Origin of the sequence: Enterobacter cloacae complex sp. IR5384, assembly GCF_049237265.1 — a bacterium.
Taxonomy (GTDB): domain Bacteria; phylum Pseudomonadota; class Gammaproteobacteria; order Enterobacterales; family Enterobacteriaceae; genus Enterobacter; species Enterobacter cloacae.
In genome coordinates, this window is record NZ_JBMKHJ010000001.1 from 180,564 (window position 1) to 203,208 (window position 22,645).

Below are 22,645 nucleotides of genomic sequence, written 5' to 3' on the forward strand. Positions count from 1 at the left end.
TGTCATAAAGTTGAAGGCTTATTTTCATTCGAGGGACTGTGCACAGTGGCGACGTTATCCAGGCTTTTTATTCATCCGGTGAAATCCATGCGCGGTATCGGCGTTTCTCACGCCCTGGCTGACATCAGTGGATTTGCCTTCGATCGTATTTTTATGGTCACCGAGCCTGACGGTACGTTCATTACTGCACGCCAGTTCCCGCAGATGGTGCGCTTTACGCCTTCGCCGCTGCATGACGGCCTCCACCTCACCGCCCCGGATGGCTCAAGCGTGGTGATTCGCTTTGCTGATTTTGCGCCTGTCGATGCGCCAACGGAAGTGTGGGGCAATCATTTTACCGCTCGCATCGCTCCGGACGAAATTAACCGCTGGCTGAGCGGCTTCTTCTCCCGCGAGGTACAGCTGCGCTGGGTGGGTCCGGCGCTGACGCGACGCGTCAAGCGCCACGACGCGGTTCCCCTCTCGTTTGCCGATGGTTTCCCGTTCCTGTTAACCAGCGAAGCCTCGCTGCGTGACCTGCAGCGTCGCTGTAAGGCCAGCGTGCAGATGGAACAATTTCGCCCGAATCTGGTGGTGACCGGTACGGAAGCCTGGGAGGAAGATACCTGGAAAGTGATCCGCATCGGCAGCGTCATTTTTGATGTCGTGAAGCCGTGCAGCCGCTGCATTTTCACCACCGTAAGTCCGGAGAAAGGCCTGAAGCATCCTTCCGGCGAACCGCTGAAAACCCTGCAATCATTCCGTACCGCGCAGGATAATGGCGACGTGGATTTCGGCCAGAATCTTATTCCGCGCTCAAGCGGAGTGATCCGCGTGGGTGATGAGGTGGAAATTCTCACCCGTGGGCCTGCGCGCGTGTACGGTGCGGGTCAGGAAGAAGAAACGGTAGAGGTTGAGACGCAAGCCAGTTCCGCAGTGGATATTCACTGGCAGGGCCGCGTTATACGGGGTAACAATCAGCAGGTGATACTTGATCAGCTGGAGCAAGCCGGGATCCGTATCCCGTATTCCTGTCGGGCGGGTATCTGTGGTTGCTGTCGAATCAAGCTGGTCGGGGGCGACGTCAGTGCGCTGAAGAAATCCGCAATCGGTGATGACGGGACGATCCTGTGCTGTAGCTGTATTCCAAAAACGTCGATACAGCTGGAAGCTTAAACCGCCTGTTCCAGGCTGAATGAATCCACGCGCAGCTGCGGTTTCAGCCTGTCATTCATGACCTTAATGGCATCCCCGAGCTGCATCGTCCGCCCGGCAATGGTCACGCCGGGCTGGGCCAGCAGACAAAGCGCGGCATTTTCGCCAGGTTCCACCACCAGTAAACTCACCTCTTCTGCGGTATCGCTCAGATTGACGCTGGCCGCATCGCCCGTGGCCGGCGTCCAGTTCATATCATGCGGCAGAAAGTGCCAGCTTTTCGGCATTTGCGGTTTCAGAAAACGAATCGCCACCAGCGCGTTTAATATCAGTTCGGCACGCTGTTCTTTTGAGAGCAGCAGGTCACGGCATTTCTCTTCAAAGGAAAAATAAAGCGCAGCATCGTCTACACAAAAGCCAGACGGGGAGAAAGCGTCCGGGGTTAACATTCGACGCGCAAAACGAGAACGGAACAACATGCCATTGGCTAAATCGAGCATCATTCGATCATGCTCTTCACAAAAATACCAGCGCCAGTTATCGTCAGGTTTAATTCGCATGTGTCTCTCCCGTACCCAAACGTCCTGTACTAAAAATGTCCCATTCGCCGCTTCGTTTATAACACCATTAATAAAAGACTATAATGTCTAAATAAGCAACAGTGACGGAATATAAAACAACCAGGGCTGGAAATAAAGCCCTGGTTGTCTGATTAAGAGAAAAGATTAGATATGAGTAACGATTTCTTTTATGAGCGGCGGGCCTTTAAAAATAAAGCCGGAATAGATTTGCACCAGTGAGGCGCCCGCAGCCATCTTCTCGCGCGCAGCAATCACCGAATCGATACCACCGACACCGATTATTGGCAGACTGCCTTTTAATTCGGCGGAGAGCGCCCGAATAATTTCCGTACTTTTTAATTGTACCGGACGTCCACTTAACCCACCCGCTTCGTCACAGTTTTTCATTCCCTGGACGAGGGATCGATCGAGCGTCGTGTTGGTCGCAATCACACCATCAATATTATGGCGAACTAAGCTGTCGGCAACCTGGATCAATTCTTCAGCAGAAAGATCCGGTGCGATCTTAACCGCCACCGGAACATATTTATGATGGATCGCCTGCAGCTCATTTTGTTTATTTTTAATGGCGCTGAGAAGATCGTCCAGCGCTTCACCATATTGCAGAGAACGTAGCCCCGGGGTATTCGGCGATGAAATATTCACGGCGATATAACCGGCATAGGCGTAGACTTTTTCCATACAAATCAGGTAGTCATCTTTACCCTGCTCAACCGGCGTGTCTTTATTTTTGCCAATATTGATGCCTAATACACCATCAAAATGGGCTTTTTTAACGTTTTCTACGAGATGATCCACGCCGAGGTTATTAAAGCCCATGCGGTTGATCAGCCCCTCGGCTTCGACCAGGCGGAACAAACGCGGCTTATCATTACCCGGCTGTGGACGCGGTGTGACGGTACCGATTTCGATGGAACCAAAGCCCATCGCGCCCAGGGCATCAATGCACTCGCCATTTTTATCCAGACCTGCCGCCAGACCCAGCGGGTTTTTAAAGGTCAGACCCATGCACTGCACAGGTTTTTCCGGCACGTTCTGACGCACCAGCGCGGCCAGCGGCGTTCCCGTAATACGGCGTAATTGCTGGAATGTAAATTCATGAGCGCGCTCAGGGTCGAGCTGGAAAAGGGCTTTACGAACGAAGGGGTAGTACATGAACTCTCCTGGATTCCCGGTGTGCAAACCGGGAGGGGATTATGTGCGATCCTGCCCGGAAAGGGAATTGACCTGCGGCAAAAAAATCAGCGTAAAACGCAAACGTTTACTTCCCCGTACACTTCTTATGCACTTTTTCGCATTTTAATTGCGGATAAATCATTTAGTGGAATAACCACGCAGTGTCACACTCCTGAAAATTGTTATGAATGTTAGATAAAAGCAAACAATTAGTTATAAGGAGCACACATGCGCGTCATCACCCTGGCCGGAAGTCCACGTTTCCCTTCTCGTTCCAGCGCCCTGCTGGAATATGCCCGCGAAAGGCTTAATGCTCTGGATGTGGAAGTGTGCCACTGGAATCTGCACAACTTTGAACCTGAGGATCTGCTCTACGCGCGCTTTGACAGTCCGGCATTGAAAACCCTGATTGAACAGCTAAAAAGTGCTGACGGGCTTATCGTCGCGACCCCGATTTATAAAGCCTCATTTTCCGGCGCACTGAAAACCTTGCTCGATCTGCTGCCTGAACGTGCACTTGATGGAAAAGTGGTGTTGCCGCTGGCTACGGGCGGTACGGTTGCGCATTTACTGGCCGTGGATTACGCCCTGAAGCCGGTACTGAACGCGTTGAAGGCGCAGGAGATCCTGCACGGCGTTTTTGCCGATGACTCGCAGGTTATCGATTACCAGCACAAACCGCATTTCACACCGAATCTGCAAACCCGGCTCGACACTGCGCTGGAGACATTCTGGCATGCCCTGCACCGTCGCGATATTCAGGCACCTGCGTTTGGACAGCCACAAGGAGTCGCACATGTTTAAAACACTTACCCGTATCAGCCTGGCTGGTCTGCTCACACTCTCGTCCCTGACCCATGCAGCAGAGACGGCACCTGACAGTTTGCGCATTGGTTACCAGAAAGGCAGCGTCAGTATGGTGCTGGCAAAAAGCCACCAGCTTCTGGAAAAACGCTTCCCACAGACCAAATTCTCCTGGGTGGAGTTTCCTGCCGGGCCACAAATGCTGGAGGCGCTGAACGTTGGAAGCATCGATTTAGGCAGTACTGGCGATATTCCACCGATCTTTGCGCAGGCGGCCGGGGCCGATCTGGTCTACGTTGGCGTTGAGCCACCGAAACCCAAAGCCGAGGTGATTCTGGTGCCGGAAAATAGCGCCATTAAAAATGTCGCCGAACTTAAAGGTCACAAAGTCGCATTCCAGAAAGGTTCCAGCTCGCACAACCTGCTACTCCGCGCCCTGCAGGAGGCCGGGCTAAAGTTCACCGATATTCAGCCCGTCTATCTCACCCCTGCTGATGCCCGCGCCGCCTTCCAGCAAGGCAATGTCGACGCGTGGGCTATCTGGGATCCTTACTACTCCGCGGCATTACTTCAGGGCGGCGTACGGGTATTGAAAGATGGCACTACCCTGAAACAGACCGGTTCGTTCTACCTGGCAGCCCGTCCGTATGCAGAGAAAAACGGTGCCTTTGTTCAGGAGGTCCTGAATACCTTTACCGAAGCCGATACCCTGACGCAAAGCCAGCGCCCCGAGAGCATCACCCTGCTGGCGAAAACCATGGGCTTACCGGAGGCGGTGATCGCGAGCTACCTCAACCACCGTCCACCCACCACCATTATCCCGGTGGACGCGCATGTTGCAGCCCTGCAACAACAGACTGCCGACCTCTTTTATCAAAACCGCTTAGTACCAAAACAGGTGAACATTCGCGAACGCATCTGGCAACCCGCAGCCAAAGAAGGAGCCAAATCATGAGTCTGAATCTTTTCTGGTTTTTACCCACCCACGGTGATGGACACTATCTTGGTACCGAAGAGGGGTCGCGCCCGGTTGACCACGGCTATCTGCAGCAGATTGCGCAGGCGGCAGACCGAATCGGTTTCACCGGCGTGCTGATCCCCACCGGACGCTCGTGCGAAGACGCCTGGCTGGTCGCCGCGTCGATGATTCCGGTCACCCAGCGCCTGAAATTCCTGGTGGCATTGCGTCCGAGCGTGGTTTCCCCGACCGTTGCCGCACGTCAGGCGGCAACGCTCGACAGGCTCTCCAACGGACGCGCGCTGTTTAACCTGGTCACCGGCAGCGATCCGCAGGAACTGGCCGGTGACGGCGTGTTCCTCGATCATACGGAACGCTATGAGGCCTCCGCCGAGTTTACCCGCGTCTGGCGACGTCTGCTTGAGGGGGAAACGGTCACCTTTGATGGCAAGCATATTCATGTTCGCGACGCGAAACTCTACTTTCCTTCGGTACAGCAGCCGCGTCCACCGCTCTACTTCGGCGGATCGTCGGATGTGGCACAGGATCTGGCGGCAGAACAGGTCGATCTCTATCTGACCTGGGGGGAGCCACCTGAACTGGTGAAAGAGAAAATTGCCCAGGTGCGGGCCAAAGCCGCCGCCCACGGCCGAAAGGTGCGCTTTGGCATTCGCCTGCACGTGATTGTGCGTGAAACCAACGAAGAGGCCTGGCAGGCCGCTAACCGGCTGATCTCGCATCTGGACGATGAGACCATCGCCAAAGCGCAGGCGGCATTTGCGAAAACCGACTCCGTAGGACAGCACCGGATGGCTTCGTTACATAACGGCAAACGCGAGAATCTGGAGATCAGCCCCAATCTCTGGGCGGGTGTCGGCCTGGTTCGTGGTGGCGCAGGTACTGCGCTGGTGGGTGACGGCCCGACCGTGGCGGCGCGTATCAATGAATATGCTGAGCTGGGTATCGACAGCTTTATCCTCTCGGGCTATCCGCATCTTGAGGAGGCATACAAAGTGGGTGAACTGCTGTTCCCGCATCTGGATGTCGCTATCCCGGACATTCCGCAGCCCCGCCAGCTGCAGCTTCAGGGCGAAGCCGTGGCCAACGAGTTTATTCCGCGTAAAGTCGCGCAAAGCTAAGGAGTGGCTATGTCTCTCACCTCACAAAAATGGTTGTTGCGCGCCGCCCCGTGGTTTTTACCTGTCGGCATTGTCCTTATCTGGCAACTGGCCTCCTCTACCGGCTGGCTGTCGAGCCGCATCCTGCCCTCTCCGGAGGGCGTAATCGAAGCCTTCTGGTCGCTGAGTGCCAGCGGCGAGCTGTGGCAGCACCTGGCCATTAGCTCCTGGCGCGCGGTGATTGGGTTTGCCATCGGCGGGAGCATCGGCCTGACGCTGGGGTTGATCAGCGGCCTGTCCCGCTGGGGGGAACGGTTGCTGGATACCTCCATTCAGATGCTGCGCAACGTACCGCATCTGGCGCTGATCCCCCTGGTCATTCTGTGGTTTGGTATTGATGAGAGCGCCAAAATTTTCCTCGTGGCGCTGGGCACGCTGTTCCCGATTTATATCAATACCTGGCATGGGATCCGCAATATCGATCGCGGGCTGGTTGAGATGGCACGCAGCTACGGATTATCAGGATTTGCCCTGTTTATCAACGTGCTGCTGCCGGGCGCCCTGCCCTCCATTATGGTTGGCGTTCGCTTTGCGCTCGGCCTGATGTGGCTGACGCTGATCGTCGCGGAGACCATTTCAGCCAACTCCGGCATTGGCTATCTGGCAATGAACGCCCGCGAATTCCTGCAAACGGACGTGGTGGTAGTCGCCATTATCCTTTATGCCCTGCTGGGCAAACTTGCTGACGTCAGCGCCCAGTGGCTGGAACGCAGCTGGCTGCGCTGGAACCCGGCCTATTTCTCTCAGGAGGCGAAAGCATGAATACCGCCCGACTCACTCAGGGGACACCGCTGTTACTTAACGGCGTCACGAAACGCTACGGCGACAAAACCATTCTTAACGCCCTGGATCTGCATATCCCCGCCGGACAATTTGTGGCCGTTGTCGGCCGCAGCGGCGGCGGCAAGAGTACGCTGCTGCGCCTGTTAGCCGGACTGGAAGCGCCGAATGGAGGGGAGATTCTGGCAGGGACAACGCCGCTGGCCAATATTCAGGATGATACCCGCATGATGTTTCAGGATGCGCGCCTGCTGCCCTGGAAAACGGTGATCGATAACGTCGGGCTGGGCCTGAAAGGTCACTGGCGGGAGGAGGCGCGTCAGGCGCTGGCCGCCGTCGGGCTGGAGGATCGCGCCGGTGACTGGCCTGCGGCCCTCTCAGGCGGGCAAAAACAGCGCGTAGCGCTGGCGCGGGCGTTGATACATCGTCCAGGCCTGCTGCTGCTCGATGAGCCGCTCGGGGCACTTGATGCCCTGACGCGGATTGAAATGCAGGATTTAATTGCCTCGCTCTGGCAGGAGCACGGTTTTACGGTCCTGCTGGTGACGCACGACGTGAGCGAAGCCGTCGCCATGGCCGACCGGGTGCTGTTAATAGAAGAGGGAAAAATTGGTCTGGATCTGACGGTGGATATTCCACGCCCTCGCCGTGTGGGATCGGCCAGACTGGCAGAGCTGGAAGCGGAGGTGCTGGAGCGGGTGATGAGGCGCGGTGTGAATGAGCGCGCGTTGATTACGGCTAATGCCTGATGCCTTCACCCGGCCCTCTCCCACAGGGAGAGGGTGGGATTAACGTTTATATTACGCCAGCGCCTTCGAAATCTTCTCGTACAGATCGCCAGAGAGATTTTCCAGCCCTTTAAGCTGCTCAAGCGCGGCACGCATCTTCGCCTGGCGCTGCGCATCGTAGCGTTTCAGGCGGATCAGCGGCTCAATCAGACGTGATGCCACCTGCGGGTTACGGCTGTTCAACTCGGTCAGCATTTCTACCATGAACTGATAACCGCTGCCGTCTTCCGCGTGGAACGCAGCCGGGTTGCTGCTGGCAAACGCGCCAATCAGGGAGCGGACGCGGTTCGGGTTGCTCATGGTAAAGGAGCGATGCTTCAGCAGGCTGCGCACGTTGCTGAGCGCATCGGCTGCCGGACTGGTCGCCTGCAGAATGAACCACTTGTCCATAACCAGGCCATCCTGGTGCCACTTGTCGTCATACTCTTGCATCAGCGCATCACGGCACGGTAACTCGGCTGCCACGCTTGCCGCCAGGGCTGCGAGCGCGTCGGTCATATTATCCGCTTCGTGATACTGCTTGCTCACCAGCGTGTTCGCCAGGTCTGTTTCACCAAAGGCCAGGTAGCGCAGACAGGTATTGCGCAGGGAACGTTTACCAATGTCGCCATGTTCCACGCGGTACGCATCCAGCTTGTTGGCGTTGTAGATCGCCAGGAACTCATCCGCCAGTTCGGCCGCCAGCGTGCGGGTCAGCGCTTCACGCACAGCCACGATGGCAATAGGATCGATGGTCTCGAACAGCTCGGCGATTTCGGTCGCGGACGGCAACGTCAGGATTTCAGCCGCGAGGGCCGGATCAATCTGTTCATCCAGCAGAACCGCACGGAACGCGTCAGCCACGTGAACCGGCAGCGACAGCGGCTGGCCCTGCTGATGACGATTAACGTTCAGCTTGATGTATGTCGCGAGCAGGCTTTGAGCGGCATCCCAGCGGGAGAAATCGTTGCGCGCGTGACGCATCAGGAACGTCAACTGCTGATCGCTCCACTTGTACTCCAGCTTCACTGGTGCAGAGAATTCACACAGCAGCGCAGGCACCGGCTGGAAATAGACGTTATCGAAGATAAAGGTCTGCTCTGCCTGGGTCACGTTCAGCACGTGGTGTACCGGGTGGCCACCCTTCTGCAGCGAGATCACTTTGCCTTCGTTATCATACAGTTCAATGCTGAACGGGATGTGCAGCGGATATTTTTCTTCCTGCTCAGCCGTTGGCGGCGTGCGTTGGCTGATGGTCAGGGTGTACTGCTCGGTCTCCGGATTGTAATCGTCTTTAACGGTGACAATCGGCGTACCGGCCTGGCTGTACCAGCGGCGGAAGTGAGAGAGATCCACATTCGACGCATCTTCCATTGCCTGCACAAAATCATCGCAGGTGGCGGCGCTGCCGTCGTGACGCTCGAAATAGAGCTGCATCCCTTTCTGGAAGTTCTCCTCGCCCAGCAGGGTATGGATCATACGGATAATTTCCGCCCCTTTTTCATACACCGTCAGGGTGTAGAAGTTATTCATCTCGATGACTTTGTCCGGACGAATTGGGTGCGCCATCGGACTGGCATCTTCCGCGAACTGCAACCCACGCATGGTGCGCACGTTGTTGATGCGGTTAACCGCCCGCGAGCCCAGATCGGAGCTGAACTCCTGGTCACGGAATACGGTCAGGCCTTCTTTAAGGCTCAGCTGGAACCAGTCGCGGCAGGTGACGCGGTTACCGGTCCAGTTATGGAAATATTCGTGGCCAATAACCCGCTCGATATCGAGGTAGTCTTTATCGGTGGCGGTATCGGTACGGGCCAGCACGTATTTGGAGTTAAAGATGTTGAGACCTTTGTTCTCCATCGCGCCCATGTTGAAGAAGTCGACGGCGACAATCATATAGATGTCGAGATCGTATTCCAGACCAAAACGCTCTTCGTCCCATTTCATGGAGTTGATGAGCGAGGTCATCGCCCATGGCGCGCGATCGAGGTTACCACGGTCAACGAACAGTTCCAGCGCCACTTCGCGGCCAGAACGGGTTTTGAAGGTGTCACGTAAGACGTCGAAATCACCCGCCACCAGCGCAAACAGGTAGCATGGTTTTGGGAACGGATCCTGCCACTGTACCCAGTGACGGCCGTTTTCCAGCTCACCCTCACCCACGCGGTTACCGTTAGAGAGCAGGAAAGGATAAAGCGTTTTATCCGCGATGATTTTGGTAGTAAAACGCGCCAGCACGTCCGGACGATCAAGATACCAGGTGATGTGGCGGAAACCTTCCGCTTCACACTGGGTGCACAGCGCCACGCCAGACTGGTAGAGCCCTTCCAGCGCCGTATTGGCGGCAGGGCTGATTTCATTCACGATGCGCAGCGTAAAGCGTTCCGGCAGGTTATCGATCACCAGCTGGTTGTCTTCTTCTTTATAGTCAGTCCAGGCTGCATCATTAATATGCAGGGAGACCAGCGTCAGGTCTTCACCATCCAGACGCAGCGGCACTGCCGTCGCGCTCTGGCGCGTCACCTGGCTTACCGCCGTCACAACGGTTTTAGTGGCATCCAGGTCAAAAGTCAGATCGATATCGCTAATCAGGTAATCCGGCGCACGATAGTCGTGGCGGTATTTGGCTTGTGGCTGTTGTGTCATAGAAAACCTTATGCATCGTTTGTCGAATAACGATTCCAGTCTATTCCTGTTGTGTAGATCGCGCTATGCAGAATGTTCATCTTTTCAGGTACAAACACCCTTTTTGCTACATTTGTATAATATGAACTCATAGTTTTTAAAATCGATAAAGATCGTCCAGGAGCGCTTTAAACAAGGGATGAGCGAGATCGAGATAAAGCTTGATTAACGAACTTTAACGAACTTCACATACCACTTTTGCCCCATCCATGCCCCACGCATAATTCTAGTCAACGCCAGACCACATAAGCCCTGTAGGGCAAATCGATAACAAACACGCCAGCAGTATGTTCCCCAAAATTTAAAAACAAGTTGTTCATTCCTTGACAGACAAAACCGCCAAAGCAAAAATACTGTATATTCAAACAGTGATTAGCGGAGCACTTATGTTCGTAGAACTGGTTTATGACAAGCGAAATGTTGAGGGGCTCGAAGGGGCCAGAGAGATCATTCTGGCCGAGCTGACGAAGCGGGTGCACCAGATTTTCCCTGATGCCGAAGTGAAGGTGAAGCCGATGCAGGCGAACGGCTTGAACAGTGATGCCAGCAAAAGCGATCGGGAAAAGTTGAACCGCATGCTGGAGGAGATGTTTGAAGAGGCCGATATGTGGCTGGTTTCCGAGTTCCCGACAGTTCGCCAGGTTGGACTTTAAGTATTACTCGGGTAACACTCCCTTCGATTTCTCGCGATGAATACTTGGCAGCCAGCCGCAGTCATTTCTTGCATACTCGGGACTGCGGCATCTAAAATATTTACGCTCCACTAATTCAGCCAGAACAAACAAATCAGCAAGAGAAATTATATGAAAGATAGTTTGGCGGGGAATCTAAACAACAGACTCGATTCACTGCATACAATGCGCGGTCTGGCAGCAGTTACAGTAATGCTTTTTCATTTTAGCTGGATTTTAGATTCTGCGTATGATGGGCTAGGTAAGAGTTTAATGAAATATGGTTACCTTGGTGTAGATATATTTTTTATTATTAGCGGATTCGTCATAGCGATGTCTACTAGCAAGGTAAACTATGACATTAATGGTTGCTTTGTATTTGTTAAGCATCGTCTGAAACGTGTGCTGCCTGCATATTATTTTTGGTTATTTATTGCATTCATAACTGGTGGGGCAATGAGTACGTTCCATTATTCAGAAAAAGTAGAAAATTTGATTAGCGCATTCACATTAACACCAGTTACATCTCAGAACGGGCCGCTTTATCTAAACAATGAAAGTATGTACGGAATCAGATGGTCACTGATATACGAAATTTATTTTTACTTACTTGTTTCATTATCTATTTTTATTAAAAACAGAACTTTTGCTTTAGCCTTAATCATTATAGCAATGGTATTTTCCGTTCCTGCAATGATTGGCTTCTCACCAACTTTAAGTGACATTGGTATTGAGTCAGATAACAAATTCATTAATCTGGCAACAAATCCCATAATTATTTTATTTCTTTATGGTGTTATTTTTCAAAAGGCATATAGTCATATAATTATTTTCCCAGCACTCGCCAGAAGAATAATTGGAATTTTATTGTTGATAAGTTCTATAAGCAGTGTCCATTTTTCACAGAACATTACTCACGGCCCATTATCGGGAGGTTTGTATATGCTATTCCTTTTTGTAGCTTTAACTATAAATGAAGATCTTTTTAAAAACAAAACTCCGAAATTCGCTCTATTCTTAGGTGACATTTCTTACTCTCTTTACCTGATACACACATTAATGAATTCAGGATTAGACAAGCGCCTTACTGAAATAGGATTTCCTAACGGGTGGTTGAAATTTGGTTTGTATTGCTTTATTTCAATCATTCTTGCATATGCTTCATATAATTATATCGAGAAACCTTTTTTTAAAAAGAATGCAAAGCATGCGGTGTCTGGTTAAGTAATAAATGCAGGGGGTTATAGTAATTCCCCCTGCAATCAAAGAATTCTTAATCAGACGGGGATTTCAGGCCAGTCGATGTCCGGTGCCGTTGTTAAATCAAGTCGACGTAATGAAAGGCGATAAGTTTTCCATTTTGCCAGTAATTTTCTTTCATCATCGGTAATTGTTCCATCAGACTCTGCATCCATCAACATATCAATTTCAAGGCTAGCTTTTGCAGTAAGCGTATTACGATTAGCTTCTGCATTTCGTATCAGCAGTTCCTTTGAAGGTTCAGGTGGCGTCACCCATGCAGGAAGACCATCACTACCGACACCTCTGATCATCCCGTTTTCATTCTGGAAGGCAGCAAACTCGTTAAATACATCGTCTGATACCTCTACAGCATCACTAGGCCAGTTCCCCGCTCTGACATATGTAATCAAGTCAGTAATAAGGTAGAAAACATTTTTTGAAGCTGACCATGCATAATTGTTATAACCACTAATGGAATACTGTTTTGTATCTTTATTATAAATCGCCATATTAAACTCCTATTGCCTCGAAATACACGCCCGTATAACTACCCTGAAAATTAGCAGACAGCCCAACACCAAATGTAGTGTTGCTGGTGATTTGCCCATGCGCGGATAGAACATCCTCACCCGCAATCCGTCCTGCTGCACTTGGAGTAACGTTAAGACACAAGAAGGAAGAAGGAAACGCTAGCGGTAAGTTTACGCTGACAAAATCATTATCGCTAACAGCAACATATCCCCATTGTCGAATTACACCCGTTTCAAGGTTTTTTTCCCATGAAATGGTATTCAGCGATTTGCTGAATTTATTAGGCGGTGGGTTGTTTGGGCTATAGACACGCTGGCCATTTTCATAAATATTTCGAGATGCCCAGATATCATTTTGTGATACCACATCCTTACCCGCACCCGATCGAACAAAGCCACCCGCATCTACATTTCCCGTAACACCAACGCTGCCTCCAACACTCAAATCAGAACCGACAGATGCAATGGAGGTCACACTTAAATTTCGTTGGGCATAGATATCTCTGCCAGCCCATATATCTTGGCCTGATGAAATATCTTTCCCGGCACCAGATGTCACACTACCCGTAGCGGACATATTGCCGTTAAGAATGCCACCAGTTAAGGGATATGCCCCTACATCACTGGCTGTTGGTTTCCTTTGGTCATGGTAAAGCTCCGTCGTTTCGGGCTGACCTGAATATGATTTGTGAGCAGCAAAAACACGAATAGACGTACCATAGGAAACCGCAAACTGCCCCCACTCCTGAGATGTGGGGCCTGCGGATTCGATGGCAACAACACTATCAGGATAAAGGGTGCCAGGCTGAAATGGCTCGTAGAAAAAACTACCAACATGCTCTTTGCTGGCCGCGCTCTGGCTATCTCGTGACCCTAACCCATAAGAACCCTTAACCAGAGCATTCTGTAATCCAAGATATTGTACTACCTCGCTGACAGACCCCTTCCCTATGATATTTCTCCCCACCAAAGTCAGGTCTGTCAGTGCTGCAATATCCGCGTCCGTAAAATAGGGGACTTTATTCGGACCAGTTTGCAACCCGGCGAGCGCTGTGAGCGTGGCATCCAGCGGCTGTGAAAGCGCATTAAGGGCTGCAATCAGTTTCGTTTCAAACCCAGACAGACTACCATCGTCCAGTACATCACTATTGGTTTTGTCACTGATAAACTGAGCGAGTGCAGCTGCAACGAAAGATGCCTGTCGCAGGACTTTGTTAATTTCGCTAGCTTTTGCAACTCCTGCGGTAAATCCGGTAGAAAGGGCTGCCAGAACCTCATAGTCAGCCTGTGAAATAACGTTAGCCCCACCAGCTATTGAGAAGGGCTTAAACTCGTTTTTTGCCATTTATTAGCTCCAGTATCCGGCGTCATAACCGGCGATAGCGATACTCTGTGTGTCAAAACCAAATAGAGGACGAGCGGGATCAATGACATTGAGATTTTTAACTCTCACGCCACCAGCTTTGATATTCAGCTCACCTGCTTTGATAACGGAAATAAGCTCAGCCGATGTATTGGCTATTCCATTAATGGCGATAGCATTTATCGTGATGCTCATGTCCTGGTTATCGATGATCTGCATTTCTATTCCGGAACCGGCAAAGATGGTTTCGAGAATGTCCTCAAGATGGCCGATCGTGCCATCCCAGGTGTTAATCGCGATTTGCGCTTTCAGTACCACACGGTACGTATCGTCACTCAGACGGGTGAAACCCGTATCAGGGTCGAACGGGCCTTGCCAGCTACCTTGATCCCATCCCAGCCCTTCGGTGTCCCAGGAGAAATAGACGTCTGCGATAGGTACGCTCACTGTCCGACCACGCCCCACCCACTCACCAACGACGTCGAGCTGCACACCTATGGCCCGATCGAGGTCAAACGCAGCTATAAAGCTTTCCTGTGCTTTTACGATGTCGGTTAGCGGCCGGGTTATTAGATCAACGTGTTGTTCAAAAAGAGGCTTAGTTGCGTGGTAATTCGTTATCCGTTCTGTGTATTTGCTCATACTGGTGTCACCTTAATGTTGGCAACGCCCCCAGCAGCGGCTTCGTTAAACAGAATGTCCACGTTCGCCGCACTTACCCCGGCGGCCGTCTTACCAATTTTAAGTGAGGTGATATCGTAATAACGGCTGGCCCCTCCACTCATTACCCCGAGGTTGGCAGGTGAATAAATCCGGCTGATGAGTACATTCTCACCAATACCGAGACTGTTGATGTACTTTGCAATCTCCAACTTCATCTGATCAGCAATCTGCGACGTATACCCCGGGTAGGTGGTCAGTTCAATATCAACAAATACGTTGACGATTGTTGGCCTGCTGAACCTGATTGTTTTCGGTTCCCCGTACTTGCCGGTGATGTCGACATTAGTGGTACCAAAGGTGAAAGTTCCCTGGTCCTTCTTCTTAGAAAGGACAGTGGCTATTTCAGTAGCGTCGCCGCCTTCCACCACTGCACATATTGAGTGTTGCGGCAGACCATTGCTGTCAGTGGTGTCCGTGTCGTTCTCGTAAATACGTACCCGTGTTACACCGGAAATATCCAGCAAAGAACCGTCCATACCGTCAATGGTCGTCTTGGAAGGTAATGCTGTGCTTCTTGACTGCCTGGCACGTAACTGCGGATCGTTTTCCCCGGGTTGCCCGAGCGTGGCCGCTGCCGGGTTGATGGCCGTTCGCCAGCCTCGGGTAGGGGTTGCAATGTTCCTGATGGTACCAGCCAGCGCAGCAACTGCACCGGGTGTCGTACACGTAGCGGTTACGGTCACGCTCTCCGATGGCGGAATATTGATGTTTGTTGGTAGAGCCCATAGTTTCCCATTTTCATCTCGCACCATGCCTGCAGTGATGAGCGTTCCTGGCTCACCTTCCAGAACAAGATCTGAAGTTGAGTTGGTGGCTCCCTTCCTGGCAATGCCGTTAATTTTTACGTTGCTTGAAAGTGCGCGACCGATACCAGTTGACGGAGAAAAGGAGTTATAGACTGCTATAGCCGTGTTGTTGGCATCGTGAATAGCCAGAGCATATATAGCCACCATCTGGCCGTCTTTGCTGTCTGGCTCCAGATAAGCGTCACTGCCATAAATCTGCTGGAAATAGCTTTTCAGGGTATCAAGTATCGTCTGGTAATCAGGCGCACTGATCCCCTCAGCGGTTACCGTTGCCGATAAGCCGAGTGTGTCCAAATTGAGGGCCATTTATGCCTCGCTGGTTACTGTCGTTGTTCCGTAGATAGTGTCGATTTCAGCGAAGAACTGGACGCGGCGCGTCGTCGTGTTCACTGTCGTATTGAAAGAGAGAATGGATTTAACACCCCGCGTTTCGAGGATGCGCTTACGGATCGCCAGGTTGTAGGTTTCTGGCTTCTGTTTACCGAGTACGGACTGAATCCACGGTGTGCCCTCGGTAGTGTCGAGGAACCATTGCCCATACCATAATTCGAATCGCGTTTTTACCGCCTGGGCCACGGCCTCGGGTGAGTTAATCAGCCATGTATCATCGCCGCTGCCAAAGGTGTAATCACCCTCGGCGTCTTCACGTCTGTATCGCATCAGTTAGGCGCTCCTGTATTACCGCCGCCGGTCTGTACACCTCCGTGCGTATGCGACATCAGGCTCTTACCACCGGCTTTTACATCGTTAGTCACCGTGACAGGGCCGAGCATCGTCGCGGTACCGCCACTTGCGCCCATACCCTGAGAGAGATTCCCGTTTATTGTCACGTTGCCGTTAAGCGTGATAGTGGGTGATGTGATCGTGGTTCCCCCTTCTACTGTCGCCGTCAGCGCGCCGGGAGTTTTAATCGTGATGTTATGACCTGCGGCCACTTCCACAAACGCAGCGCCATCATCAGTACGCAGCTGCGCGCCACTGGTGCTGATTCCGCTAATTTTCTGCGCCTGTGACTGCGGCCCGACGATACAGAACGCATCCGATAAATCATGCACCCTGTCGTCGACAGGCTCCTGCACCCCGCCGTTCTGCCACCAGAAATCGATGCAGCGATCGGCGAAAATAACCAGGCATTCATCACCGGCTTTAACCGGGAACGTTAGCGTGCATCCCCCGCCGCGCGGAAATACCACCGGCACATCCACCAGCAGCGGGTAATTTTTGGTAATGCGGTTTCCGTCGTTATCCGTTTCAACCGAACGGATAGCAGGCTGCACAACCGCCGTCACCGCGCCGGGATCGAATGACTGAACGATGCCAGGCAAAGCGACGCGGATCTGGTTCTTTGTTGTTTCCCGCTCAGATTTGAATGTTTCGGCAAGGTCGCCGCTGCGGGTCTGGTCAGATACTGCCATTTTGTAGGCTCCAGAAAGCAAAAAAACCCGCCTAGTGGCGGGTTTTATTAATGACTTGAGAGGCTTAACTTGCAGTTTTTTTGGTATCAATCATACCAGCAATAAGAGACTGCAAATCCTCAGCATCCTTGATGGTACTGCAAGCATCAATCCGATTAACGTGCTTATCAAGATTATAATCAGCAATGACTCTTCGGTGATGTGCGGTTTTGAGCTTAAGCCCAACCTTTTTGGCAGAAGTTCGGTCAAGACTATGTGCTACAGCCGCATTCTCGCCGCAAAGATATTCAGAAAGCCTGGCATGTACTCCACCGGGTAACTTTTGCCCGTTCTCGTCTTGAGTTGGGATATAGCCATCCGTAAGCAATAGCGCGGAATGATACATCGTATAATATGCTCTGCTTATCGCATTACGAGTCCACTGTTCACCGCTATTCTCAATAGAGCTTTTTGCCATCTCCAGAAAGCAGTTAATCGCTACAGGCATCAGTTCACCGCCTCAAAGTAAGCGACACTGCATCCCGTTTCCAGACCTCTTTCAATCATCTCATCAACGACCTTATCATTAAGATATGAAAGATACTCTGCGTCTTCAGTTTCGATGCCAACAGAAAAAGAAGCATAACCCTCACCATCGGTAAGCAGACTAGAGGTCTTAGCACGGAGTGATTCGCTTTCCACAATGTACATCAATACATCTGCAGCCTTTTTCAAACCGTCACTCATTGAATCGCCTAAGTTGCTCAAAACTAAAGCGGTTTGCAATGCAGATACATTTTTTTCTTTTTCAGTTTGACCAAATTTCTCAAGCTTTGCGATAGCCATATCGAGAATCTCCCCATCAGCCCAGAAGGCCGCAAAATTTAAAGCATGTTCGGCCATGCAGGGGAAGTCGTAGTCGAGAGCCCGAGTAAGCAACTCTCGCCGTTTAGAGTAAAGCCCAAGGTTGCTTAGTGCGCTAGAAAAGTTGTTCCAAGTAACAGGATCTGTCGGGCATATGGCTAAAGATGTCTCAATCGCCTCGATACCTCGCTCCACTTTGCCATCCAGCAACAGAATCAGCCCTTCAAGTGCTAAAGATTGATACCTTATAGGTAAAGCACGGGCTTCTCTTAACAACTTCTGTTTTTCAAGGTCAAGAAGCAAGATTCTTCCTGCTTCCAAGGATGGACCAAGCTTAGCGACGACTTCTCCAGTTTTTGGTTGCGCTACTGGCATAAGGTGCTTTTACTCTTTTTAGTCATTTTGTAGTCGACGTAGTTTAAACAAGTATTAGCTGCAAGCAACAACTTTGTAAAACCACACAGGTAGATTAGATGTAAATTTCATCCAAGTACCTAACCAGAAAGAAAGTTTAGTTGGCCACTTTCTTACACGGGAAGGATCCGATGATTTTCGGCGCGTCCATGTTGTTCTGCAGCAGTTGGACGTTCAGGAAACGTGTTTCGGTACCAGGGCGGCGAATAAATTCGAAACCGTAATTGTTACCGTCTTTGGCTGGCATAAGGCCCATGTCTGCCTTCATTCCATTACCGTTGCCGAGCGTTTTAATTTTCTGGGAGGTAACTGTCTCGCCGTTAATCTTGAACAGTGAATCAGGAATCAACTCTAATTTGTAGCCACCACACTGAAGCGTGATACCACCCGGATTCGCAGCAAGCGCTAACCCCGGAAGGAAACAGAGTCCGATAACAATCCACTTTTTCACTATCCTACCTCCCGTTGTAAAGACGACGCCGAACGCAGATCCGCCGCGCCACGCGCTTCGCACATCATATCCATGTACCAGGCCTGGCCCCTTGTGTCGCCAGTGTACATAATCCCACGCACAATATAAACGCCATCCGTTGCGATGCTTGCAGGCTGCGCCGTGGTGCCGCTGAGCGTGATATTACCGTCCGTGTTCTGGTCGGTGATTTGCCCACCAGCCATCGCGATATCGTTATTCGACAGCGCGGTGCGATACACGGAAGCCTGATCCAGCTGAATAAGCCCGTTAACCCGGATATTCGGGTTAATCAGCGCGCGGACGTTAACACCGTTGCCTATGGTCTGCTGAGGCATGCCGATAAGCCCGGTGGCGCTGTTGAGCACAATTGCGTCGTGAACATACTCATTATTCGCCACCATCTGGCGCTGCCCGTCCACGAACTGCCATGTTGCGCCACATTGTCCGGCTACGTTATCCATAAGATGCCGTGTCATGCCGAACAGCACCCGGCCCCGGGGGAATACGGTAGCAGGCATTTCAGGCGTCAGGCCTTCGGTCGCGCCTTTGACCTCGAAGTCTTTCATCAACGCGCGGTTCACGTCTGCGACCGTGTAACCGGCTGCCAGTGTCTGTGAGGTTATACTGGTGGCAAAAGCCAGATCCGTATCGGCTGCCTGAATCAGGACGTAGGAATCAATGGGGCTGTCTTTTCCTGTGACCGAGTAGCGAATTTCGCCGCTGAAAATCAGCCCGTAGTTACGGCCGTCACTCTGGCCCACGTCCGCAGCGTCGACTTCCCGCACGGTCCCGACGTCGCTGGCCGATACCTCCGGCGCGATACCATCGTAACCGGCAATCAGCCGCACTTTCGAAAACTCCTGCCCGGTGATGCGGTTCACCGTATCTGCCGAGAGGTTGTAGATTTTGAATGTTCCCACCCGCGACGCGCTGCTGATGTTGAACCAGTCGATCGTAAAGGTCACTTTAAAATCGCTGAGTTCAATACCCTGCCCGTTCTCGTCCACGAGCTGCAGCTCGAAATGTCTCATCCAGTTCTGTGACATGCTTACTCCGATGAAACCAGTAAATGACTGCGACCGCCAAGGTCGGTTTTCGTGGGATAATCCTGTGTGCTGTCGTCACAGACCACCACCAGCTTAAAGCCGAGCCCCATATAGGCGTACTGCGCCAGCAGGTCAGCACCCGTGACGAGAGGAATACCGGAGATTACCGACTCCCCTCTGTCATTCTGCAGGTCCATAATCCAGTACAGATCGCGCCAGGTGATGCTAATCCGCCAGGTGGTACCGGCCAGGATGATGCTGAATTGCTGGTTATCCGCTGTCAGAGGGATTTCCTGAATTGCCATTAGCTGAGCCCCAGTAATGACGCCGCGTTACCCGTGATGCTTTTCAGCAGCGAGGTATTTGGCGGCTTTGTGGTTTTGTTGCCGGTATTCAGTACCGCCGACGTGCTGACCCCGTCCTTCATGTTGGTTTTATCCGCGACGGTGATCTGCTGCGTCTGCGAGATAAGAACCTCCCTCAGGGTGAGGACGGCAGACAGGACGTTTTCGGTTGTCTTGTCTGTCGTCACTTCCAGCGCGCGGATTAGCATGTTGCTGTACAGCCGTTTGCCGGTTACCACATCGAAAGGGATACGACTCGCCTGCAGGTCGAGTATCTCCTGATACGTCTGCTGGGGACTCAGCCCGAGCAAGCTGGTTGCCGTCAGGTTACTGGCAAAATCCAGCAACGATCCTCCGCCAGCGAAACCGACCTCCATCACCACTTCAGACGGCTTTTTGTATGCATGGTCAGCGATAGCGGCCCCAACTTCCACGGGGTGCTCGGTTATTTCCAGCGTGTCGCTATGCTTCTCAGAAACAACCACGCTGGGAACAATCATCCCTATTTTCCGGCTCTGCTGCTGAAAGAGCGTAGAGAGAATATCCATTAGCCCACCTTCGTTTGATTACCGCGCATGACCTGGGAGTTTGCCGACTGCTGCCGACGCTCGACCTCGGTACCGACAGAACGCGGGTCACCACCACCGTAGATGTGATAGGTGTTTTGTTGCTGTACCTGAGCCCCAGGCGCGGGCATGTTACTTAACACCTTCGGAATGTAGTTGCGGGTTTCCTGAGGCATAAGGGCCATCCCGTGCTTCTGCACGTTCCCGATCCCCCAGTTATAAGAGGCCAGCGCCTTGCTCAGGTCACCGCCGTTCGCCTGCAGCAGTTGTGAAAGATACTTTGCGGCTGCCTGCGCGGCCTTCTCCGGGTCGAAAACATCATTCCCGCGCAGCCCCATATCGCGCGCCGTACCGTCCATAAACTGAAACAGACCTTTAGCGCCAGCGCCTGAAACGGCAAACTGATTACCGCCCGACTCCGTGATGGCAACACTGCGCAGCAAACCTTCCGGAAGCCGATAGAGCTGCTCCAGGTTGGTAAGCATCGGCTGCATCCATCCCAGCAGCTCAGAGCCCGCTTTGGTTGGCTGTGGCCGCTTAACTGACTGGCCGAGCTGTTCAGGGTCATCCTCACCAAACCAGCCGCGCACCGTTCGGCCCACGCTGCGAGGATCGAATCCCCAGTGCTCTTTAATCCAGTCGGCGGTACCGTTGGCGCTGTCTGTTACCATAGGCATCGCTGACGGATTTTCGCTGCCCTGATTGAGCATCTGTTTCCCGATGCTGGCGGCATCAGCCCAGCGGCCATCTTTAATGGCGTTAAGCAGGTCGGCGATCATGTTCAGCATTTTGCTGAACTCGCCCATCTGGTCGATGAAGTTGCTGAAATCCCACTTCAGGGACCATGATTTGGGGTCAATATTGAGCAGCTTCGCCAGCGCTTTCGCCAGGTCGTTAACGGTCGTTTTAAGGTCACGAACCATCTTCAGCGCAGCGTCGACTTCCGGCTTCCACTTGCCCCAGTCAATCAGGCTATCCCCGCCTTCCTTCCAGGTCTGATAGTCTTCCCACAGGAGGGCAATCCCCGCCGCCAGCGCGGTAATGAGGCCAATCGGCGACATCCAGAACGTATTATTCAGAATGCGCAGCGCAATCGTGAGCGCGCCAAACAGCGAGATCAGCTCCCGCGTTTGCTTGTCCAGCGATTGCCACCAGGTGATAAGGCTGGATGTCCCTTCAATAAGTCTGAAGAACAGCCGCCCGATAATGTCCCCGAGCGCCAGAATGCCTTTTATGGCTTTCGTCAGGGTCTGCTCGATGCGCGGGAAGTTATCCAGGATGTGGCGGCGCAGCGTGTCCAGCGCCCCCGCCAGACCACCAGCAAGATTAGAGCCGATTTTGTCACGGGCCATGCCTGCCATCGCGCCGAACTCGCGCAGGGAGGTCATGAATTTGTTAGAGCTTCTGGCCGCCTCGTCAGCATTGAAGCCGATAGCCTTCGCCATTGCGCTGTACTGCCCGGAGAAACCGCCGACACCCCGGCGCATCGCCATGAGGGTATTTTCGTCAATGCCCAGCATCTGCGCATACTGGTTAGCCCGATAATACGGCATGCTGCTGAGCTTCTGGCCGACACCCGTAAAGATAGCGGCCATGTCGCGCATGTTGCCGCTGGCGTCACGGGTCTGTACGCCCAGGCGATTCAGGAAGCCTTCCGCGCCGGGATTGTTACGAACAAACCGGGAGAGGCTTTCCAGAGAGGAGCGCGCCGCGTCCACGCTGCCGCCCACCTGCGAAACCGCATAGCCAATAGACTGAATCCCCTGAACCGTCGCGCCGGTGCGCTGTGACGCCCAGTAGAGATTATCCAGCCCCGAGGCGATCTTAGCCGTAAAGGCCACCACGGTAAGCGCGGCACCTTCGACGGCCAGCCCCATTTTGATGGCGTTTGCGGTCGTACCGGCGAGGACTGAGTCGAATTTTGACGCACCCGCTTCGTCGATATCAAAACCGAGCGAGACGAGGAAATCTTTAATAGTCTCAGCGTTCATTATCCTCTCTCCATTTCTCAATACGGCGCTGGTTGTCAGCCTTAACGGCCAGGTGGTCATTCATCAGCGCGATATCGCACAGATCAACTGATCCATCCTTCAGCGCGTAATAAGGGATTAACCCGGCGTCAACCGGGTCAAGGAGATAAGACAGCC

General features: G+C 52.5%; 25 protein-coding genes. 8 read left to right on the plus strand and 17 right to left on the minus strand.

Annotated elements, in window-relative coordinates; genetic code table 11:
- The first annotated feature begins 45 nt into the window (after window positions 1–45).
- The gene (locus tag ACOTX3_RS00930; RefSeq protein WP_058678402.1) at window positions 46–1,155 is read left to right on the plus strand and encodes a YcbX family protein; all 1,110 of its coding nucleotides are present in this window, start codon (window positions 46–48) and stop codon (window positions 1,153–1,155) included.
- On the opposite strand, the gene zapC is transcribed toward ACOTX3_RS00930, so the two are convergent.
- Window positions 1,152–1,694: a cell division protein ZapC gene (gene zapC, locus ACOTX3_RS00935; RefSeq protein WP_013097268.1), complete on the minus strand. Its 543-nt coding sequence runs from the start codon at window positions 1,692–1,694 to the stop codon at window positions 1,152–1,154. The two genes, ACOTX3_RS00930 and zapC, sit on opposite strands and share 4 nt — an antisense overlap.
- A gap of 165 nt (window positions 1,695–1,859) precedes the next feature.
- Window positions 1,860–2,870, minus strand: coding sequence for a quinone-dependent dihydroorotate dehydrogenase (gene pyrD / locus ACOTX3_RS00940; protein ID WP_058651226.1), 1,011 nt, complete (start codon window positions 2,868–2,870; stop codon window positions 1,860–1,862).
- Between the two features lie 249 nt (window positions 2,871–3,119).
- Here pyrD and ssuE point away from each other — a divergent pair, with 249 nt between their 5' ends.
- The 5 genes from ssuE to ssuB are packed head-to-tail and all read left to right on the plus strand — an operon-like array spanning window position 3,120 to window position 7,360.
- Complete coding sequence (gene ssuE, locus ACOTX3_RS00945) at window positions 3,120–3,695, plus strand: NADPH-dependent FMN reductase (RefSeq protein WP_023619892.1); 576 nt, start codon at window positions 3,120–3,122, stop codon at window positions 3,693–3,695.
- Complete coding sequence (locus ACOTX3_RS00950; protein ID WP_023619891.1) at window positions 3,688–4,650, plus strand: sulfonate ABC transporter substrate-binding protein; 963 nt, start codon at window positions 3,688–3,690, stop codon at window positions 4,648–4,650. The genes ssuE and ACOTX3_RS00950 overlap by 8 nt, the downstream gene beginning before the upstream one ends.
- Window positions 4,647–5,792: an FMNH2-dependent alkanesulfonate monooxygenase gene (gene ssuD / locus ACOTX3_RS00955; RefSeq protein WP_058651224.1), complete on the plus strand. Its 1,146-nt coding sequence runs from the start codon at window positions 4,647–4,649 to the stop codon at window positions 5,790–5,792. The genes ACOTX3_RS00950 and ssuD overlap by 4 nt, the downstream gene beginning before the upstream one ends.
- Window positions 5,793–5,801: 9 nt before the next feature.
- Entirely contained in the window at window positions 5,802–6,593 is a 792-nt protein-coding gene (gene ssuC, locus ACOTX3_RS00960; RefSeq protein ID WP_029883221.1) for an aliphatic sulfonate ABC transporter permease SsuC, read from the plus strand.
- Window positions 6,590–7,360, plus strand: coding sequence for an aliphatic sulfonates ABC transporter ATP-binding protein (gene ssuB / locus ACOTX3_RS00965; RefSeq protein WP_038985600.1), 771 nt, complete (start codon window positions 6,590–6,592; stop codon window positions 7,358–7,360). Before ssuC ends, ssuB begins: the two co-directional genes overlap by 4 nt.
- Before the next feature lie 51 nt (window positions 7,361–7,411).
- Here the strand turns inward: ssuB and pepN are convergent, their stop codons facing one another.
- On the minus strand, window positions 7,412–10,024 hold the full coding sequence (gene pepN, locus ACOTX3_RS00970) for an aminopeptidase N (RefSeq protein ID WP_058651223.1): 2,613 nt from the start codon (window positions 10,022–10,024) through the stop codon (window positions 7,412–7,414).
- Between the two features lie 425 nt (window positions 10,025–10,449).
- Here pepN and ACOTX3_RS00975 point away from each other — a divergent pair, with 425 nt between their 5' ends.
- Together ACOTX3_RS00975 and ACOTX3_RS00980 are read left to right on the plus strand one after the other, a co-directional pair.
- Window positions 10,450–10,716 carry a DinI family protein gene (locus ACOTX3_RS00975; protein ID WP_063927904.1) on the plus strand — a complete coding sequence of 89 codons (267 nt, stop codon included), beginning with the start codon at window positions 10,450–10,452 and terminating at the stop codon, window positions 10,714–10,716.
- A gap of 150 nt (window positions 10,717–10,866) precedes the next feature.
- Window positions 10,867–11,958, plus strand: a complete 1,092-nt coding sequence (locus ACOTX3_RS00980; protein ID WP_421631596.1) for an acyltransferase family protein — start codon at window positions 10,867–10,869, stop codon at window positions 11,956–11,958.
- Window positions 11,959–12,011: 53 nt separating this feature from the next.
- Here the strand turns inward: ACOTX3_RS00980 and ACOTX3_RS00985 are convergent, their stop codons facing one another.
- From ACOTX3_RS00985 to ACOTX3_RS01050, 14 genes are all read right to left on the minus strand, one after another.
- Window positions 12,012–12,485 (minus strand): tail fiber assembly protein, encoded by a 474-nt coding sequence (locus tag ACOTX3_RS00985; RefSeq protein WP_047063917.1) that lies wholly within the window; start codon window positions 12,483–12,485, stop codon window positions 12,012–12,014.
- Window position 12,486: 1 nt separating this feature from the next.
- Entirely contained in the window at window positions 12,487–13,851 is a 1,365-nt protein-coding gene (locus ACOTX3_RS00990) for a gp53-like domain-containing protein (RefSeq protein ID WP_127868988.1), read from the minus strand.
- A 3-nt stretch (window positions 13,852–13,854) separates the two neighbouring features.
- Window positions 13,855–14,511, minus strand: a complete 657-nt coding sequence (locus ACOTX3_RS00995; protein ID WP_047633919.1) for a DUF2612 domain-containing protein — start codon at window positions 14,509–14,511, stop codon at window positions 13,855–13,857.
- Window positions 14,508–15,704, minus strand: coding sequence for a baseplate J/gp47 family protein (locus ACOTX3_RS01000; protein ID WP_127868987.1), 1,197 nt, complete (start codon window positions 15,702–15,704; stop codon window positions 14,508–14,510). Before ACOTX3_RS01000 ends, ACOTX3_RS00995 begins: the two co-directional genes overlap by 4 nt.
- Complete coding sequence (locus ACOTX3_RS01005; protein WP_094935658.1) at window positions 15,705–16,058, minus strand: hypothetical protein; 354 nt, start codon at window positions 16,056–16,058, stop codon at window positions 15,705–15,707. It abuts the gene before it with no gap.
- On the minus strand, window positions 16,058–16,813 hold the full coding sequence (locus ACOTX3_RS01010; RefSeq protein WP_127868986.1) for a Gp138 family membrane-puncturing spike protein: 756 nt from the start codon (window positions 16,811–16,813) through the stop codon (window positions 16,058–16,060). Before ACOTX3_RS01010 ends, ACOTX3_RS01005 begins: the two co-directional genes overlap by 1 nt.
- 64 nt (window positions 16,814–16,877) lie before the next feature.
- Window positions 16,878–17,300 carry a hypothetical protein gene (locus ACOTX3_RS01015; protein WP_059387068.1) on the minus strand — a complete coding sequence of 141 codons (423 nt, stop codon included), beginning with the start codon at window positions 17,298–17,300 and terminating at the stop codon, window positions 16,878–16,880.
- Entirely contained in the window at window positions 17,300–18,031 is a 732-nt protein-coding gene (locus ACOTX3_RS01020) for a hypothetical protein (RefSeq protein ID WP_127868985.1), read from the minus strand. Before ACOTX3_RS01020 ends, ACOTX3_RS01015 begins: the two co-directional genes overlap by 1 nt.
- 136 nt (window positions 18,032–18,167) lie before the next feature.
- Window positions 18,168–18,521 (minus strand): hypothetical protein, encoded by a 354-nt coding sequence (locus tag ACOTX3_RS01025; RefSeq protein ID WP_127868984.1) that lies wholly within the window; start codon window positions 18,519–18,521, stop codon window positions 18,168–18,170.
- Window positions 18,521–19,588, minus strand: coding sequence for a hypothetical protein (locus ACOTX3_RS01030; RefSeq protein ID WP_127868983.1), 1,068 nt, complete (start codon window positions 19,586–19,588; stop codon window positions 18,521–18,523). The genes ACOTX3_RS01025 and ACOTX3_RS01030 overlap by 1 nt, the downstream gene beginning before the upstream one ends.
- Window positions 19,589–19,590: 2 nt before the next feature.
- On the minus strand, window positions 19,591–19,893 hold the full coding sequence (locus ACOTX3_RS01035) for a phage baseplate plug family protein (RefSeq protein WP_127868982.1): 303 nt from the start codon (window positions 19,891–19,893) through the stop codon (window positions 19,591–19,593).
- Window positions 19,893–20,480: a phage baseplate protein gene (locus tag ACOTX3_RS01040; protein WP_127868981.1), complete on the minus strand. Its 588-nt coding sequence runs from the start codon at window positions 20,478–20,480 to the stop codon at window positions 19,893–19,895. Before ACOTX3_RS01040 ends, ACOTX3_RS01035 begins: the two co-directional genes overlap by 1 nt.
- The gene (locus ACOTX3_RS01045; RefSeq protein ID WP_127868980.1) at window positions 20,480–22,489 is read right to left on the minus strand and encodes a transglycosylase SLT domain-containing protein; all 2,010 of its coding nucleotides are present in this window, start codon (window positions 22,487–22,489) and stop codon (window positions 20,480–20,482) included. Before ACOTX3_RS01045 ends, ACOTX3_RS01040 begins: the two co-directional genes overlap by 1 nt.
- The gene (locus ACOTX3_RS01050; protein WP_023229521.1) at window positions 22,479–22,643 is read right to left on the minus strand and encodes a DUF6889 family protein; all 165 of its coding nucleotides are present in this window, start codon (window positions 22,641–22,643) and stop codon (window positions 22,479–22,481) included. Before ACOTX3_RS01050 ends, ACOTX3_RS01045 begins: the two co-directional genes overlap by 11 nt.
- Window positions 22,644–22,645: the final 2 nt, after the last annotated feature.

Bases quoted from the DNA above. Each gene is read 5' to 3' on its own strand.
- ssuE (WP_023619892.1), top strand. From the start codon at position 3,120: ATGCGCGTCATCACCCTGGCCGGAAGTCCACGTTTCCCTTCTCGTTCC.
- ACOTX3_RS00950 (WP_023619891.1), top strand. From the start codon at position 3,688: ATGTTTAAAACACTTACCCGTATCAGCCTGGCTGGTCTGCTCACACTC.
- ACOTX3_RS00975 (WP_063927904.1), top strand. From the start codon at position 10,450: ATGTTCGTAGAACTGGTTTATGACAAGCGAAATGTTGAGGGGCTCGAA.
- ACOTX3_RS01015 (WP_059387068.1), bottom strand. From the start codon at position 17,300: ATGCCTGTAGCGATTAACTGCTTTCTGGAGATGGCAAAAAGCTCTATT.
- ACOTX3_RS00985 (WP_047063917.1), bottom strand. From the start codon at position 12,485: ATGGCGATTTATAATAAAGATACAAAACAGTATTCCATTAGTGGTTAT.
- ACOTX3_RS00995 (WP_047633919.1), bottom strand. From the start codon at position 14,511: ATGAGCAAATACACAGAACGGATAACGAATTACCACGCAACTAAGCCT.
- pyrD (WP_058651226.1), bottom strand. From the start codon at position 2,870: ATGTACTACCCCTTCGTTCGTAAAGCCCTTTTCCAGCTCGACCCTGAG.
- ssuD (WP_058651224.1), top strand. From the start codon at position 4,647: ATGAGTCTGAATCTTTTCTGGTTTTTACCCACCCACGGTGATGGACAC.
- ACOTX3_RS00980 (WP_421631596.1), top strand. From the start codon at position 10,867: ATGAAAGATAGTTTGGCGGGGAATCTAAACAACAGACTCGATTCACTG.
- ACOTX3_RS01005 (WP_094935658.1), bottom strand. From the start codon at position 16,058: ATGCGATACAGACGTGAAGACGCCGAGGGTGATTACACCTTTGGCAGC.
- zapC (WP_013097268.1), bottom strand. From the start codon at position 1,694: ATGCGAATTAAACCTGACGATAACTGGCGCTGGTATTTTTGTGAAGAG.
- ssuC (WP_029883221.1), top strand. From the start codon at position 5,802: ATGTCTCTCACCTCACAAAAATGGTTGTTGCGCGCCGCCCCGTGGTTT.
- ACOTX3_RS00990 (WP_127868988.1), bottom strand. From the start codon at position 13,851: ATGGCAAAAAACGAGTTTAAGCCCTTCTCAATAGCTGGTGGGGCTAAC.
- pepN (WP_058651223.1), bottom strand. From the start codon at position 10,024: ATGACACAACAGCCACAAGCCAAATACCGCCACGACTATCGTGCGCCG.
- ACOTX3_RS01045 (WP_127868980.1), bottom strand. From the start codon at position 22,489: ATGAACGCTGAGACTATTAAAGATTTCCTCGTCTCGCTCGGTTTTGAT.
- ACOTX3_RS01000 (WP_127868987.1), bottom strand. From the start codon at position 15,704: ATGGCCCTCAATTTGGACACACTCGGCTTATCGGCAACGGTAACCGCT.
- ACOTX3_RS01035 (WP_127868982.1), bottom strand. From the start codon at position 19,893: ATGGCAATTCAGGAAATCCCTCTGACAGCGGATAACCAGCAATTCAGC.
- ACOTX3_RS01020 (WP_127868985.1), bottom strand. From the start codon at position 18,031: ATGCCAGTAGCGCAACCAAAAACTGGAGAAGTCGTCGCTAAGCTTGGT.
- ACOTX3_RS01030 (WP_127868983.1), bottom strand. From the start codon at position 19,588: ATGTCACAGAACTGGATGAGACATTTCGAGCTGCAGCTCGTGGACGAG.
- ACOTX3_RS01040 (WP_127868981.1), bottom strand. From the start codon at position 20,480: ATGGATATTCTCTCTACGCTCTTTCAGCAGCAGAGCCGGAAAATAGGG.
- ACOTX3_RS01010 (WP_127868986.1), bottom strand. From the start codon at position 16,813: ATGGCAGTATCTGACCAGACCCGCAGCGGCGACCTTGCCGAAACATTC.
- ssuB (WP_038985600.1), top strand. From the start codon at position 6,590: ATGAATACCGCCCGACTCACTCAGGGGACACCGCTGTTACTTAACGGC.